This is a genomic window from Variovorax sp. OK212, from assembly GCF_900112425.1.
Taxonomy (GTDB): Bacteria; Pseudomonadota; Gammaproteobacteria; order Burkholderiales; family Burkholderiaceae_C; genus Variovorax.
The window spans coordinates 72,334-86,885 of record NZ_FOLP01000017.1 but is presented as its reverse complement, the minus strand read 5'-3'; the positions used below and the strand labels follow the sequence as shown (position 1 = coordinate 86,885).

Below are 14,552 nucleotides of genomic sequence, written 5' to 3'. Positions count from 1 at the left end.
TCGGAGACCGTCGCCCATGACCCGCCGACCGCTGCTGCTGCAACTCCTGGCCATGGCCGCCCTGGCGGCCCTGGGGCTGCCCCGCGCGGCAAGGCCTCAACCGGCGCAGTCGGCGCAGTCTGGCTATCCAGCCAGGCCCATCCGCTGGATCGTGCCGTACCCCGCGGGCGCCGGCGCCGACATCGTCGCGCGCACCATCGGCGCGCAGCTCGCGCTCGACGCGGGCCAGCCGGTGGCCATCGAGAACCGCGCGGGCGGCAACACCGCGCTGGGAGCCATCGAGGCCGCGCGTGCCCCGGCCGACGGCTACACGCTGCTGTCGGCCGACAACGGCACGCTGGTGTTCAACCCCGCGCTGTACCGCAACCTCAGCTACAACCCCTCGCGCGACTTCGCGCCCGTCACCCTGCTGGGCCGGCTGCCGATGGTGCTGCTGGTGGGCCCGTCCAGCGGCGTGAAGGACGCGCGCGCCTTCATCGAGGACGCACGCGCCTTTCCGGGCAAGGTCAGCTTCGCCTCGGCCGGCACCGGCAGCCCGCAGCACCTGGCCATGGCGCTGCTCGAACGCGAGGCCGGGCTGGAGATGGTGCACGTGCCCTACCGCGGCGCCGCGCCCGCGCTGGCCGACGTGGCCGGCGGCCAGTTGCCCGTGCTGATGTGCGACCTGGCCGCGTCGCGCCGCTTCATCCAGGGCGGCAAGCTGCGCCCGCTGGCGGTGGCGCACCCCACGCGGCTGGCGGAACTGCCGGGCGTGCCGGCCTTCGCCGAGCTCGGCATGCCGCGCGTGGAGGCCGCCGCGCTCATGGGGCTGGTGGTGCCCGCGAGCACGCCCGGCGAGGTGGTGATGCGGCTGCAGCAGTCGGTGGCCAGCGCCATCCACGCGCCGGCCGTGCAGCGCAAGCTGGCCGAGTTCGGCGTCGAGCCCGTGGGCGATGCGCCCGCGCAGTTCGCGGCGCTGCTGCAGGGCGAGTCGGCGCGCTGGCATCCGCTGATCCGCGACCTGAACCTGATCCTGGATTGACCGGGCCGGCCTTTACGGCAACTTTGCGCGCACGCCGCGCCGCTCTCATTCGGCGCTAAGAGTGGCTGCCTAGATTGGCGCATCGCTCAGGAAAGGTCGGCGGGACGGTCTGCAACGGGCAGCCCGATCCTCCCGAAACCGATGACCACTCGCCGGTTCCACCACGTCATTTTTGCGGACGACTTCTTCCGCTCCCCCGCCAACGGGCTCCAGTACCACGTCGCCAACCGCCGGTTCCTGCGCGCCTTCTTCGACGCCGCGCTGGGCCGGCTCGAGCTGCCGATGCGCGAGATCGCGCCGCTGTCCGAAGGCGGGCGCATCGACGTGGCGCGCCTCATGGCCCGGCTGGAGCTGCCCTGCACGCCGGCGGGCTGGGCGCGCGCCTGCATCGCCGACCTGGCGCCGCTGGCCGGGCTGTCCGGGCGGGACGGGCTGCCGCTGTTCGAGCCGGGCTGCCTGGTCATCGGCTGGGGGCTCACGCCGGCGCTGCAGCGCTGCATCGACCGCGCGGGCGCGAGCTACCTCGACATCGAGATCGATCCGCGCCGCTTCACCGAGCACCTGCACTTCTGCGCGCGCACCAACGACCCCGTGATCGAGGCCGCGCTGCTGGCGCGCCGGGTGGACGAAGAGCTGTTCTGGAACCACGCGAGCGCGCTCAAGGGCCGCTTCGCGCGGCACGGCGCGGCGGCGCTGTTCGACCCGCGCCTGCGCGTGGGCCTGTTCTTCGGCCAGAGCCTGGTCGACCTGTCGCTGGTGAGCGGCGGGCGCACCATGCACCCGGCGAGCGTGATCGCGCCGCTGCGCGAGCTGGCCCGCGGCGTCGACCTGCTGGTGGTCAAGCCGCACCCCTACGAACCCGCGCTGCACGACCTCGCCCCGATCGCGCGCGCCATTCCCAACGTGGCGTGGACGCACGAGAACAGCTACGCGCTGCTGTCGGCCGCCAACGTGCACTTCGCGGCCAGCCTGTCGTCGAGCGTGCTGACCGAGGCGCGCTACTTCCGCAAGCCGGCGCACGCGCTGATCCATGCCGACCGCAATGCGCCGGCGCAGCTGCCGCCGTCCTGCTCGGGCTGGATCCCGGTCGGTGCGTCGCTGGGGTCGGTGGACTGCATGGCGGCGGTGTGCGGCAACGGCATCGCTCGAACGGTGCAGGCCATGCATGCCGCGCCGGGCCTGTCGGCCTGGCCCGCGGCGGCCATCGACAAGGCCTTTCTCACGCGCTGGGGCCTCGACGACCAGGCCCGGGGCCTGCCCGAGGTGGCCGAGCTGCAGACGGGCCGGCCCTACCTGTTCCATCCTGGCAGCCCCGCGATGGGCTGGCTCAGCCACGGCTGGACGGGCTTCGACGGCGAGGGCGCGCGCAGCGAGGGCGAGCTGGCCTGCCTCGTCATTCCGTTGCCTTCGCTGCCTTCGTTGCCTTCGCAGACTTCACTGTCGCAGCCGGCCGCGCGCGGGCACCAGCAGCCCTACCGGCTGGAGGTGCGCATCGACTGCCGCAGCAACGCCAAGACCACCAGCGTGCTCGCGCTGTTCGACGGCATGGTGCTGCCGGGCCAGCGCGGCACGGGCGCGCGAAGGCGCAGCGTGGTGTTCGAGATCGAGCCGTCGGCGGGGCGCAAATGCCTGGTGCTGCAGTTCGCCGTGGCGGACACCGCGCGCGGCGGCCTGCGGCGCATGGCCGTGCGGCCGGGCTTCACGCTGAGGAAACTGCAGGTGTCCGTGCGCATGGGGCGCGGCGTGATCTCGGCGCCGCCGAAGGCGACGTCCAGGCCCTGGGCCGAGATGCATCCGGTGCGCGCCATGACGCGGGCCTTCCGGGCCTTGATCGATTCGGCGCGGGCGATTTCCGGCTAGCTGGCGCGGCGGCGTGAAGCGCCCCGAATTCACCCCTTCATGCGTCGCGTGCGGCAAGGCTGGACAACAGCTGGACCCAAGGCTGCAGCCGGTCGATCGCACCCTGGCGCCCGTCGGCGGAGTTCGCCGCGCTCTCCGGCAAGGCCAGCAACTCACCGGCCGCCGTGGCCACGGCCCGCGCGAACTTCGGCGCATCGCCGCGCCACACCACCACGCGGTGCGCCAGGCCGAGCTGCGCCGCGCGCCCCGCGTTGATCGCCTGCTCGGGCTGGTCGGTCAGCAGCAGCAGGATCGGACGGCGGTAGACCGCCGCGATCGACAGCGCCGCCATGCCCGGCGCCGAGACGATGAACGCGCTGTGCGCCGCGGCCTCGATCCAGTGCTCGTCGCGCGCGTGCCAGTGCGTGCGGTGGGCATAGCCTTCGCCGACGAGGTGCGCCGGCACGCCCGCATCGGCCAGGCCTTGCTCCAGCCCGTCGGCCAGCGCCGGGTCTTCGAAGTGCGGGTTCAGGTACACGGCGGCCACGGGCCGCGCCGCGTTGCCGCGGTCGACGGCGTCCACCACCGCCACCGGCGTGGCCAGCCGGTGCCGGCCACGGCCGTCGTGCTGCGGCTCGCCGAACGCGAAGTCGTGCTCGATGCGCGCGCGGCTGCGGTCGATCTGCCACGCGACGATGCCGCCGAACAGCCTGGCGACGGCGCCCGGCATGCGCCCCTTGAAGTTGGTCTCCAGCGCGCGGCGCAGGCTCGCGCCGTACACGTGCACCACCTTGCGCCGCCAGAACGGCAGCCAGCCCATGAGCAGCAGCGCGGGGTGGAACGAGTCGTTCACTACCAGGTCGGCGCCGCGGAACTGCGCGCGCAGCCGCCACACGTCGCGCAGCATGCGTTCGGGGCGGAACATGTAGTGCGCCACGTTGCGGTCGGTCTCGCGGCGCAGCATGTTCTGTTGCGCGTCGAACTGCACCGCGTAGTGGCGCGACAGCACCGGCGCGTCGATGCCGAAGCCGGCCAGGAAGCGCGCGCCTTCGTCGGAGGTGGTGAGCACCTGCACCTGCGCGCCGGCCGCGCGCAGCGCGTGCGTGAGCAGCTGGGCGCGCATCAGGTGGCCGCGCGCGTCCGCGGTCGCGAGGTAGAGGATGCGCGGCGGCATCGCTCAGGCGTGTGCGCGCCGCGCCGCGCCGGGGCGCAACCGCAGGGCCACGCCGGCCAGCCACATGCCCAGCGCGCCGGTCACGCCGAAGCCGCGCTCGGTGTCGCGCACCTCGCGCATCAGCTGCGCCAGCCGCGCCTGCTCGGGCGGCGCCACGCAGCGCTGCAGCGTGTGCGTGCACAGGCGGATGTGGCGGTCTTCGTCGGCCAGCACGCGCGTCAGCAGCGGGTGCAATGCATGTTGCGCGCCGATCAGCGCGCAGTGGCGCTGCAGGATGCGCGAGGCCATCTGCTCGGCCGACAGACCGATGGCATAGGCCGGCACCAGCCCGCCGTGCGCGAAGTGCGGCGCGTGGCGGCGGATGATCGCCTGCCAGCGCGCGAGCTTGCGGCGGCTCAGCCAGTCGGGCCGCGGCGCCTCCTCGGGCGATGCGGCGGCCTGCGCGCTGCCGCCGCGCTCGACGATGGCCTGCGCGAACAGCCGCGCATGCAGCTGCTCGTCGGCCAGGTGCTGGTCGAGCTGGCGCGCCAGCCAGTCGGGCGGGTCGATGCGCAGCTCGCGCTGCAGCGCCTGCTCGGAAGATTCCTCGCCCACCAGGTAGAAGCGCAGCAGCAGCATCTCGCCCGCGTTGCTCGCATGCAGCTGGTGCAGCGCGGCACGCTTGACGTGGTGCACCAGGCGCGACTGCAGCGCGGGCCAGCCGCGCAGGGCGGGCGGCGCGAGGCAGTCGAAACCGCCTGCGGTGGCGGCCTCAGCGGCCATCGGCCTTGGCCTTCACGGGCTGCTGTTGCTGCCAGCCCAGCACCAGCCCGATGAAGCTGTCCTGCAAGAACGCGCGCGCGGCGGCGTCGGCGCCCGCGAACTCGCGCTGCTGGCCGTCGTAGCGCACATAGCCCTTGCCGTTGGCGGCGCCCAGCACCAGCTTCTCGTTCTTGTGGAAGCCGCGCTGCAGCAGCGGTTGCAGCAGCGACTGCGATTCGAGCCCGTACAGGAACAGGTCGCGCTGCACCACCTGGCGCGGGATCTGGCCGCTCAGGGCCTGCAGCTCCAGCGTCCAGTTGCCCTGCTGCATGGCCGCGGCCAGCTCGTGGCCCTTGGCGCCCGGCGCACGGAAGCGCGCGCGCGCCACCGACTTCGAGGCCTTGCTCAGGCCCAGGCCGATGGTGATGTCGGCGTCCTTGGCGCCGTCGGTGCGGTTGTCGTCCACCTGCACCAGCACGTTGGCCAGCCGCGCGGTCAGCGAGGGCTTGGCGAGCGCCTCCACCACCTGGTCGGCCGAGAGCACCAGGCGATCGGCATTGTTCGCCTCGTTCACCACCACCTGGTACGGGTCGATGCGGATGTCGCTGAACTCGCCGCCCACGGGCGAGTGCGCATGGCTGCTCACCGACCAGTCGCTGCCCGAACGGCTCAGCAGCGCATGGAAGGTCAGCGGCACGCGCTGGCCGCCGCGCGACTGGCCCGAGCCCTGCAGCAGCACGTCGCCGACGATGGTTTTCTCCGCGTAGCTGCGCGTGTTGGTGAAGCGGATGGTGTGCGCGGCGCCGTCGAGCGCAGCGCGGGTCTCGGGGTCGTCCAGCGCGAGGCGGTTGCAGTCGTTGGCGGTGCCCGCCAGCGCGGCGAAGGGGCAGCCGGCCTCGGACTTGAAGTTGAAGACGCCGCGGCCGGTGAAGTCGGCGGCGTTGGCTGGGTTCGCCGAGTGGGCCAGCGTGGCGGCGCCCGCGAGCGCGAGACCCATCGCAAGATGGCGGGCGATGAAGGACGAGCGGATGTGCATGGTCTTGTCTTGTTGTTCTTCTGACGGAAGGAAAGGAGCGGGAGCAGGCGCAGTGCGGCGCTCAGGGCTTGTGGTACGAGAGCGCCTGGGCGTCCGCATTGGTGCGGCCCGTGGTGTGCCAGCCGATGCCGCGCGCGAACGCGCCCAGCATGTCGACGGCCGAGAAGCCGAGGATCAGCGCCACGCCGGCCAGCCAGCGCAGGCCGCGCAGCGGCGGCAGGTCCTGGTGGTTGAGCGCCTTCACGCTGAAGCCCAGGCGGGTGAACAGCACGGCCAGCGGACCGATCGGCCCGCTTCTGGCGAGCCATTGCCAGCGCGGCGACACGTAGCTGCGCAGCAGGTGCGGCGTGAGCGAATAGGTGTCCTGCCCGCGCATCCAGCGCAGCTTGAGCGCCTCGGCGCGCGTGTCGGGCAGGCGGTGCTCGGTGTGGGCCTGCGCGGCGTAGTGGATCGGCACGCCGGCCGCCTTCAGCCGCATGCCCAGCACCTGGCAGTGCGCGCGGTACACGCCGTCCAGCGCCTGGTAGCTGTGCTGCGCGAACACCTCGCGGCGGAAGGCCACGTTGTTCGCGTAGAAGTTGCTCGTGGCGCCGGCGTGGTCCGCGTTGGGGAAGTACATGAAGTCGATGGTGGTCAGCGCGGTGCCCACCACGTTGGCCGCGTAGCTGGTGCGCCCGGCGACCACGGCGGGGGCATCGGCCCGGGTGAAGGGCAGCAGCATCTGCAGCAGCCAGTCGTCGTCGGGCAGGCAGTCGGCGTCGGCGAACACCACGTGCGTGCAGCGCTGCGCGTCGGTGGCCTCGAAGCCGACGTTCTTGGCGTCGTAGTAGCCGGTGCTGTGGTCGATGCGCACGAAGTCCACCGGGCGGCCCGCGAGCCGGCTCACGGCCTCGCAGGTGGCGGGGCTCAGGCCGTCGTGCGTGACGACCACTTGCGCCAGCGCGGTGAGCGGCAGCTTCTGCCGCGCCAGCAGGGCGACCAGGCGCTGCAGGCTGGTGCTCGTCTTCGCCTCGGCGTCCGCTCCGCCGCGCAGGTTGTTGGTCTCCAGGACCAGCGCGCAACGCGCGGCAACTTGATCGGGCATCATCGAATTTTCCTGTCCGGACACGGTTTTGAAAGAATCCATCCTGCTTTTATCGCACAACCGCGCTGTCCACCAGTGCCCCCACCGTGACCAGGCACGAGGCCGCCGATGAAGGTCAGCCTCTTCGGCGCCGGCTATGTCGGCCTGAGTTTCGCCGCCAGCCTGGCCGAGGCCGGCCACGAGGTGCTGTGCGCCGACGCCGACCTCGCACGCATCGAGGGCCTGCAGCGCGGCCTGATGCCCTTGCATGAACCGGACCTGGAAGCGCTGGTGGCCGCCGGCCTTGCCGCGGGAACGCTGCGCTTCACCGCCGACGAGCGCGCGGCCTGCCTGCACGGCGAGGTGATTTTCATCGTGGTCAACACGCCGGCCGATGCCGAAGGCCGGGTCGACCTGCGCCACGTGATGGCCGTGGCCGCCGGCATCGGGCGGCACCGCGACCGCGACGCGGTGGTGGTGTGCAAGTCGACCGCGCCAGTGGGCACGGCCGACCAGGTCGAGATGGTGCTGAACGGCGAGCTGTCGCAGCGCGGCGCGCGGCTGCGCGTCGCGGTGGCGGCCAACCCCGAATTCCTGCGCGAAGGCTCGGCGGTGCGCGACTGCCGGCGGCCCGACCGCGTGGTGATCGGCTCGGAAAACCCGTGGGCCGTCGAGGTGTTGACCCGCCTCTACGCGCCCTTCGTCGAGAACCCGGCGCAGCTGCTGGTGATGGACCGCCGCTCGGCCGAGCTCGCCAAGTACGCCGCCAACGCCATGCTGGCCACCCGCATCAGCTTCATGAACGAGATGGCGCGCGTGGCCGAGCATGCGGGCGCCGACATCGAGATGGTGCGGCGCGCCATCGGCGCGGACCGGCGCATCGGGCCCGACTTCCTGCAGGCGGGCGCGGGCTACGGCGGCTCGTGCCTCGCGAAGGACGTGCGGGCGCTGAAGCGCATGGCCGAGCGCGACGGGTATCCGCTGCGCATCCTGACGGCGGTCGAAGCCACCAACCACGAGCAGAAGGGCCGGCTGTTCGAGCTGATGACGCACCACTTCGAAGGCCGCATCGCAGGCAAGACCATCGCCGTGTGGGGCCTGGCCTTCAAGCCCGACACCGACGACATGCGCGATGCACCGAGCCTCGTGCTGCTGGAGCGCCTGCGCGCCGCCGGCGCGCGCGTGCAGGTGTACGACCCGGTGGCGATGTCGACGGCGCGCGACCTCGTCGGCGAGCACGAGGGCGTGCGCTGGTGCGGCGCGGCCGACGAGGCGCTGCAGGGCGCCGACGCGCTGGCGCTGGTGACCGAATGGCCGGAATTCAGCCGGCCCGATTTCGCCCGCATCGCGCAGGTGCTGCGCAGCCCCGCGATCTTCGACGGCCGCAACCTCTACGAGGCTGCCACGGTCGAAGCCGCGGGCATCGCGTACTACGGCATCGGCCGCGGGCGCTCACTGTTGCGCTGAATCTTGCGCTGAGGTTTACGCTGATTCTTGCGCCGAGTCGTCCCCGGGCAGGAAGGCGTTGCCCGGCGTGAGCGGCGCATGCCGGTAGCTGGCCGGCGTGCGGCTGAGCTTCACCGGTGCGCCGATGCCGCGGTAGCCGCCCGGCATCTCGACCACCATCTCGCGGTGCAGCGTGTGCGGGTGCTGCAGCGCGGCATCGACCGGCAGCACCGGCGCGGCGGGCACGCCGGCGGCCATGAGCTGCTCGACCAGTTCGCGGCCGTCGAACGCGGCCATGGCGGCTTCCAGCTGCTGCTTGAGCCCGTCGCGGTGCACCGAGCGCGCACCGGCGGTGCGGTACAGCGGATCGTCCGACAGCGCGGGCAGGCCGATGCAGCGGCACAGGCTGGCGAACTGGCGGTCGTTGCCCACCGCCACGAACACCGGGTCGGTGCCGGTGGCCAGCGCGTCGTAGGGGTAGATGTTGGGGTGCGCGTTGCCGGTGCGGCGCGGCGCGGTGCCGTCCATGAACCAGTTGGCCGCGTGCGGGTGCAGCAGCGACAGGCCGCTGTCGTACAGCGCGGCTTCCACGAACTGGCCGCGTCCGCTGCGCTGGCGTTCCTGCAGCGCGAGCAGCACGCCGATCACCGCGTTCAGCCCCGTCACCATGTCGACCACCGGCAGGCCCACGCGCAGCGGGCCGCCGTCGGCCTCGCCGTTGATGCTCATGATGCCGGTCATGGCCTGCACCGCGGCGTCGTAGCCGGGCAGGGCGCCCAAGGGGCCGTCGGCGCCGAAGCCCGACACGCGGCACCACACGAGGCGGGGGAAGCGTTGCGACAGCGTCTCGTAACCGATGCCCCAGCGTTCCATGGTGCCGGTCTTGAAGTTCTCGATCAGCACGTCGGCCTCTGCGACCAGCGCGAGCAAGGCCTCGCGGCCCTCGTCGGTGGAGAAGTCGAGGTGCTGCACGCGCTTGTTGCGGTTCAGGCCGTGGTAGTACGAGGCCACGCCTTCCTTGAACGGCGGGCCCCAGGCGCGCGTGTCGTCGCCCTGCGGGGGCTCGACCTTGAGCACGTCGGCGCCGTGGTCACCGAGGATCTGGCCGCAGTAGGGGCCGCCGAGGATTCTTGAGATGTCGAGGACGCGGATGCCTGCGAGGGCGCCTTGGGGTTGTGTCATTGCTGTTCCTTTTGTTTGTGCGCTCGGTTTTTTCGGGGCGCGTGCTCAGGCCACCGGGTACTCCCCTCCGCGAATGTCCTCCGGCCTGCGGCCTCCCCCTTTATTTCGCTGCGGGGAGCACCCGATGCCCTGTGCACGTGGACACGTTGCTGGTGATCCTGCGATCAACCCCGGCTCTGAAAACGACCAGGCCGATGGGGTGCCTTGCGCAGCGAAATAAAGGAGGAGGCGCGCAGCCCCGGGGGACATTCGCGGAGCAAGGTACCCCGTCCGCCTGATCGCCGCCCTGAACAACAGCCTCAATCGAGCTGCGCCCCAGACTTCTGCACGACGTCCTTCCACTTGACCGACTCGGTCGCAATGAACTGCCCGAGCTTCTGCGGCGATGTATCGGTCGGTGCCTCCAGACCTTGCGAGGCGAACATCTGCTTCACCTTCGGTGAATTGAGAACTTCCGCAAAGGCACGGTTCAGCTTGGCCACGCGGTCGGGCGGCGTGCCGGCCGGCGCGACGATGCCGAAGAACACGCTCACGTCGTAGCCCTTGTAGCCCTGCTCCGAGATGGTCGGCACGTTGGGCAGCGCCTGCGAGCGGGCGAGCGTGGCCACGCCCAGCGCGCGCAGCTTGCCGGCCTTGACGTAGGGCAGCGCGGTGAGGATGTCGGTGAAGGTCATGCTGACCTGGTTGCCCAGCAGGTCGTTGAGCGCCGGGCCCGTGCCCTTGTAGGGAATGTGCTGCAGGTCGGTGCCGGCCACCGAGTTGAAGAGCACGCCCGCGAGGTGCGACGACGCGCCGTTGCCCGACGAGGCGTAGCTCAGCTTGCCGGGGTTGGCCTTGGCGTAGGCCACGAGTTCGGGCACGTTCTTCACCGGCAGCGCGGGGTTCACCACCAGGATGTTGGGCAGGTAGCCGACCTGGATGACGGGCGCGAAGCTCTTCACCGGGTCGTAGTTGATCTTGCGGTACAGGCTGGCGTTGATGGCCAGCGGGCCCGAGGTGCCGAACATCAGCGTGTGGCCGTCGGCCTCGGCGCGCGCCACGTACTCGGCGCCGATGTTGCCGCCCGCGCCCGCGCGGTTCTCCACGATCATGGGCTGGCCGAGGCGGTCCTTCATCTCGGCGGCGAGCGTGCGCGCCATCGCGTCGGTGGGGCCGCCGGGCGGGAAGGGCACCACCAGCATCAGCGGCTTGGTGGGGAAGGCGTCGGCCGCGTGAACGATGGTGACGGCGGGCACCGTGGTGAAGAGCGTGGCGCAGGCGGCCAGCAGGAAGGTCGAGCGTTTCAAGGGTTGTCTCCGGTTCTTGTGTTCAGGGGAAGGCTCAGGCAAGTGCCGCGGCGCTGCGTTCGGCGGTCGTGTTCCAGTCGGCGGGCATGGCGTCGGGCGAGAGCGGGTCGCGCGGCAGCACGCGGTGCAGCAGCACCAGCTGCGCCCAGCGCAGGCGCGGCGCGGAGCCGCTGTGCGAGGCCTCCCAGGCCATCGCGATGGCGCTGGTGCAGTGGTAGAGCGCCGAGGCGGCCTGCCGTGCGAGCACGTCGCCGCCTTCGTGCGCGGCGGTCTCGGCCAGGGCGGCGGCGCGCGCGAGCGCGTCGCGCAGGGCCTTGGCAAAAGCCGGTGCGAGCGCAGCGTCGGCCAGCAGCTTCTCGCAGTGCGCGCGCAGCACGGGCAGCGAGCCTTCGCGCTTCACCGCACGAATCACGTCCAGCGCCACGATGTTGCTGGTGCCTTCCCAGATCGAGCCCAGGTGCGCGTCGCGCACCAGCCGCGCGTCGCTCCACTCCTCGATGTAGCCGCAGCCGCCGCGCACTTCCATGGCGTCGCCCGTCACCTTGCGCGCGTCGCGGCATGCGCGGAACTTGATGAGCGGCGTGAGGATGCGCAGCAGCGCGTACGCCTCGGGCTCGCTCGCATCGGAACGCGCGAGCGCCAGGGCGGTCTGGCACACCATGGTGCGCGCCTGCTCGGCCGGCAGGCGCAGCTTGTCGAGCTGGCGCTGCATGAGCGGCATCTGCTCCAGCGTGCGGCCGAAGGCGCGGCGCTCGGAGGCGATGAACTCGGCCTCGGCCACCGCGCGGCGCATCAGGCCCGCGGCGCGCACGCCGTTCGACAGGCGCGAGTTGTTGACCATGTCGGCCATCTGCACGAAGCCGCGGCCGGCCTCGCCCACCAGGTACGCCACGGCGCCTTCGAGGCGGATCTCGCCGCTGGCCATCGAGCGCGTGCCCAGCTTGTCCTTCAGCCGGATGATGCGGTAGCGGTTCAGGCTGCCGTCGTCCAGCCGGCGCGGCAGCAGGAACAGCGAGACGCCCTTCATGCCCGCGAGGCCGTCGTCGGCCCGCGCCAGCACCATCGCAAAGTCGGCGTCGGGGTTCGAGCAGAACCACTTGTCGCCCGTGAGGCGCCAGCTGCCGTCGGCCTCCTGGTGCGCCAGCGTGGCGGTGGCGGCAATGTCGGAGCCGGCGGCCTGCTCGGTCATGAACATGGCGCCCTGCGCCAGTTCGTCGAAGTCGAGCGAGGTCAGCCGTGGCAGGTACCTGGCGACCAGTTCGGGCTTGCCGAATTTCTTCAGCGTGCGCGTGAGCGAATCGGTCATGGACACCGGGCAGCACAGGCCGAACTCCGCCTGCACGAACAGGTAGGTCAGCACGTACTTGACCAGCGGCGGCATCTTGCCCTGCCAGCCCAGCGTGTCGTCGCGGTGCGAGATGGCGGCCAGGCCGAACTCGGCGAGCGCCAGGCGCTCCATCTCGACGTAGGCGGGGTGCTTCACGACCTTCTGGTCGTCCAGGCCGGTGCGCGTGCGCTGCTTCAGCGTGGGCGGATTGCGGTCGGCGGTGCCGGCCAGTTCGTCGAGCAGGCCGCCCGCGAGGCCGCCCAGGCGCTCGAAGTGCGGCTGCATGTGCCGGCGCAGGTCGTCCGGCAGGTAGAGCGCGAGCAGGCCATGCAGCTCGGCGTCGGTGGTGAACAGGTTCTGGCCGTGGCGATCGGGGATCGGATGGGCGTGCTCGGACATGCGCTTTGTCTCCTTGGTTTCCTGGTTTGGCGCATTGTTGAAGCCACGACGATCCGTGTCTAATATCGATTTGGTCTTGTTCGATTCGATTTGACTATTCATGGAACTGCGTCACCTGCGCTACTTCTCCGTGCTCGCCGAAGAGCTGCACTTCGGGCGGGCGGCGCGGCGCCTGTCGATCTCGCAGCCGCCGCTGTCGGTGGCGATCCGGCAGCTCGAAGAGACCGTGGGCGCGCGGCTGTTCGAGCGCAACAGCAAGGAGGTGCGGCTCACGCCTGCGGGTGAAGCGCTGCGCGTGTCGGCGCGGCGCGTGCTGCTGCAGGCCGAAGAAGCCGCCATCGAGGCGCGCGACGTGGCGCTGGGCTCCGCCGGGCGGCTGCGCATCGGTTTCGTGGGCGCCATGCTGTACCGGGGCCTGCCGCAGGCGCTGCGCGCGTTCCAGGAGAAGCACCCCGCGGTGCGCATCACGCTGAGCGAACTGAATTCGGGCGTGCAGATCACCGAGCTGCTGAACGACCGGCTCGACCTGGGCTTTGCCCACACGCGCCGCGTGCCGCTGGAGCTGCAGCACCGGTTGCTGCTGTCGGAGCCTTTCGTGGCCTGCCTGCCGGTGGGGCATGCGCTGGCGCGCAAGCGGGTGCTGGCGCCGGCCGACCTGCGCGACCAGCCCTTCGTGCTGTTCTCGCGCGAGGCCTCACCCGATTACCACGAGCGCATCCTGTCGATCTGCGCCGACGCGGGCTTCCTGCCCGAGGTGCGGCACGAGGTGCGCCACTGGCTCGCGGTGGTGTCGCTGGTGTCCCAGGGCCTGGGCGTGGCGCTGGTGCCGCAGGCGATGCGGCATTCGGCCCTGCGCGGCGCGGCGTTCAGGCCGCTGGACCGGCCGGTGGCGCAGTCGGAGGCCTACGGCATCTGGCGCTCGGGGCCGAGCAACGTGCTGGTCGAGCGGCTGCTGCAGGGCGTGGCGGACAGCCTTCCGGCCGCCGCCGCCGAAAGTCAGGCGTAGAGCGGCTCTTCGGCCATCTGCTCGCACTGGTCTTCCAGCACGAGGATCTGCCCCTTCCAGTAGTCGCTGGAGCCGAACCACGGGAAGTTGATGGGGAAGATCGGATCTTCCCAGCGCCGCGCCAGCCACGCGCTGTAGTGAATGAGCCGCAGCGTGCGCAGCGGCTCGATCAGCGCCAGCTCGCGCCGGTCGAACTCGCGGAACTGCTCGTAGCCGTCGAGCAGGCCCGACAGTTGCGCGGTGCGCTGCGCGCGGTCGCCCGACAGCAGCATCCACAGGTCCTGCACCGCGAAGCCGGTGCGCGCGTCGTCCAGGTCGACGAAGTGCGGGCCGCCGCCCGGGCGGTCGGTGGGCGTCCACAAAATGTTGCCGGGGTGCACGTCGCCATGCAGGCGCAGCTTGCGGGGCTTGAAGTCGGAGGCCGGCGGCTGCAGCGCCAGCGCGGTCTGGCGCACCATGTCCAGCGCCGCGTTGCAGGCCGTTTCCCAGTCGCGCTGCACGTCGAGCGGGATCTTGTCGTTCTCCAGCAGCCAGTCGCGCGAGTCGAGGCCGAAGGTGTGCAGGTCGAGCGCGGGGCGGGCCTCGAAGGGCCTGGCGCTGCCCACGGTGTGGATGCGCGCCAGGAAGCGGCCCACCCATTCGAGCACCTCGAAGTCGTCGAGCTCGGGCGCGCGGCCGCCGCGGTAGGGGCTCACGCTGAACGCGAAGCCGGCGTGGTGGTGCAGGGTCTTGCCGTCGAAGGCCAGCGGCGGCACGGCCGGCACTTCGCCGGCGGCCAGTTCGAGCGAGAAGCCGTGCTCCTCGAGGATCTCGGCCTCGCTCCAGCGGCCGGGGCGGTAGAACTTGACCACCACGGCGGAGCGGTCTTCCAGGAACACCTGGTAGACCCGGTTTTCATAGGAGTTCAGGCCGGTGAGCCGGCCGTCGCCGTGCAGGCCGAGCGTCGCGAGCGCGTCGAGCACCACGTCGGGCGTGAGGCTCTCGTAAGGATGGGTGTTCGCGGGCGCCGCGGAAGAAGGGGTCATGCGGCGA

12 protein-coding genes are annotated in these 14,552 nt (G+C 71.5%); 4 read left to right on the top strand and 8 right to left on the bottom strand.

What is annotated here, in order from left to right; translation table 11 throughout:
* Window positions 1–16 precede the first annotated feature (16 nt).
* Both BM004_RS31830 and BM004_RS31825 read left to right on the top strand, forming a co-directional pair.
* Entirely contained in the window at window positions 17–1,021 is a 1,005-nt protein-coding gene (locus BM004_RS31830) for a Bug family tripartite tricarboxylate transporter substrate binding protein (protein WP_093133621.1), read from the top strand.
* Window positions 1,022–1,162: 141 nt separating this feature from the next.
* Window positions 1,163–2,881: a hypothetical protein gene (locus BM004_RS31825; protein WP_093219327.1), complete on the top strand. Its 1,719-nt coding sequence runs from the start codon at window positions 1,163–1,165 to the stop codon at window positions 2,879–2,881.
* Between the two features lie 37 nt (window positions 2,882–2,918).
* On the opposite strand, the gene BM004_RS31820 is transcribed toward BM004_RS31825, so the two are convergent.
* The 4 genes from BM004_RS31820 to BM004_RS31805 all read right to left on the bottom strand — a co-directional run bounded on the left by BM004_RS31820 (window position 2,919) and on the right by BM004_RS31805 (window position 6,898).
* Window positions 2,919–4,034 carry a glycosyltransferase family protein gene (locus BM004_RS31820; RefSeq protein WP_093219324.1) on the bottom strand — a complete coding sequence of 372 codons (1,116 nt, stop codon included), beginning with the start codon at window positions 4,032–4,034 and terminating at the stop codon, window positions 2,919–2,921.
* 3 nt (window positions 4,035–4,037) lie between these two features.
* Window positions 4,038–4,796 carry a hypothetical protein gene (locus tag BM004_RS31815; RefSeq protein ID WP_093219322.1) on the bottom strand — a complete coding sequence of 253 codons (759 nt, stop codon included), beginning with the start codon at window positions 4,794–4,796 and terminating at the stop codon, window positions 4,038–4,040.
* Entirely contained in the window at window positions 4,786–5,811 is a 1,026-nt protein-coding gene (locus BM004_RS31810) for a hypothetical protein (protein WP_093219319.1), read from the bottom strand. The genes BM004_RS31815 and BM004_RS31810 overlap by 11 nt, the downstream gene beginning before the upstream one ends.
* Before the next feature lie 61 nt (window positions 5,812–5,872).
* On the bottom strand, window positions 5,873–6,898 hold the full coding sequence (locus BM004_RS31805) for a glycosyltransferase family 2 protein (protein WP_093219317.1): 1,026 nt from the start codon (window positions 6,896–6,898) through the stop codon (window positions 5,873–5,875).
* Window positions 6,899–7,003: 105 nt separating this feature from the next.
* On the opposite strand from BM004_RS31805, the gene BM004_RS31800 reads away from it, so the two are divergent.
* Window positions 7,004–8,341 carry a UDP-glucose dehydrogenase family protein gene (locus tag BM004_RS31800; RefSeq protein ID WP_093219315.1) on the top strand — a complete coding sequence of 446 codons (1,338 nt, stop codon included), beginning with the start codon at window positions 7,004–7,006 and terminating at the stop codon, window positions 8,339–8,341.
* 15 nt (window positions 8,342–8,356) lie between these two features.
* On the opposite strand, the gene BM004_RS31795 is transcribed toward BM004_RS31800, so the two are convergent.
* The 3 genes from BM004_RS31795 to BM004_RS31785 all read right to left on the bottom strand — a co-directional run bounded on the left by BM004_RS31795 (window position 8,357) and on the right by BM004_RS31785 (window position 12,514).
* Window positions 8,357–9,502: a CaiB/BaiF CoA transferase family protein gene (locus BM004_RS31795; protein ID WP_093219313.1), complete on the bottom strand. Its 1,146-nt coding sequence runs from the start codon at window positions 9,500–9,502 to the stop codon at window positions 8,357–8,359.
* A 299-nt stretch (window positions 9,503–9,801) separates the two neighbouring features.
* Window positions 9,802–10,788 carry a Bug family tripartite tricarboxylate transporter substrate binding protein gene (locus tag BM004_RS31790; protein WP_093219310.1) on the bottom strand — a complete coding sequence of 329 codons (987 nt, stop codon included), beginning with the start codon at window positions 10,786–10,788 and terminating at the stop codon, window positions 9,802–9,804.
* Between the two features lie 34 nt (window positions 10,789–10,822).
* A complete protein-coding gene (locus BM004_RS31785) occupies window positions 10,823–12,514 on the bottom strand; it encodes an acyl-CoA dehydrogenase family protein (protein WP_093219308.1) in 1,692 nt (563 codons plus the stop codon).
* Between the two features lie 100 nt (window positions 12,515–12,614).
* Here BM004_RS31785 and BM004_RS31780 point away from each other — a divergent pair, with 100 nt between their 5' ends.
* Window positions 12,615–13,520 (top strand): LysR family transcriptional regulator, encoded by a 906-nt coding sequence (locus BM004_RS31780; protein WP_093219305.1) that lies wholly within the window; start codon window positions 12,615–12,617, stop codon window positions 13,518–13,520.
* Here BM004_RS31780 and BM004_RS31775 read toward each other — a convergent pair.
* Window positions 13,511–14,545 (bottom strand): serine/threonine protein kinase, encoded by a 1,035-nt coding sequence (locus BM004_RS31775; RefSeq protein ID WP_093133644.1) that lies wholly within the window; start codon window positions 14,543–14,545, stop codon window positions 13,511–13,513. The genes BM004_RS31780 and BM004_RS31775 overlap by 10 nt on opposite strands.
* Window positions 14,546–14,552: the final 7 nt, after the last annotated feature.

Bases quoted from the DNA above. Each gene is read 5' to 3' on its own strand.
- BM004_RS31830 (WP_093133621.1), top strand. From the start codon at position 17: ATGACCCGCCGACCGCTGCTGCTGCAACTCCTGGCCATGGCCGCCCTG.
- BM004_RS31825 (WP_093219327.1), top strand. From the start codon at position 1,163: ATGACCACTCGCCGGTTCCACCACGTCATTTTTGCGGACGACTTCTTC.
- BM004_RS31820 (WP_093219324.1), bottom strand. From the start codon at position 4,034: ATGCCGCCGCGCATCCTCTACCTCGCGACCGCGGACGCGCGCGGCCAC.
- BM004_RS31815 (WP_093219322.1), bottom strand. From the start codon at position 4,796: ATGGCCGCTGAGGCCGCCACCGCAGGCGGTTTCGACTGCCTCGCGCCG.
- BM004_RS31810 (WP_093219319.1), bottom strand. From the start codon at position 5,811: ATGCACATCCGCTCGTCCTTCATCGCCCGCCATCTTGCGATGGGTCTC.
- BM004_RS31805 (WP_093219317.1), bottom strand. From the start codon at position 6,898: ATGATGCCCGATCAAGTTGCCGCGCGTTGCGCGCTGGTCCTGGAGACC.
- BM004_RS31800 (WP_093219315.1), top strand. From the start codon at position 7,004: ATGAAGGTCAGCCTCTTCGGCGCCGGCTATGTCGGCCTGAGTTTCGCC.
- BM004_RS31795 (WP_093219313.1), bottom strand. From the start codon at position 9,502: ATGACACAACCCCAAGGCGCCCTCGCAGGCATCCGCGTCCTCGACATC.
- BM004_RS31785 (WP_093219308.1), bottom strand. From the start codon at position 12,514: ATGTCCGAGCACGCCCATCCGATCCCCGATCGCCACGGCCAGAACCTG.
- BM004_RS31780 (WP_093219305.1), top strand. From the start codon at position 12,615: ATGGAACTGCGTCACCTGCGCTACTTCTCCGTGCTCGCCGAAGAGCTG.
- BM004_RS31775 (WP_093133644.1), bottom strand. From the start codon at position 14,545: ATGACCCCTTCTTCCGCGGCGCCCGCGAACACCCATCCTTACGAGAGC.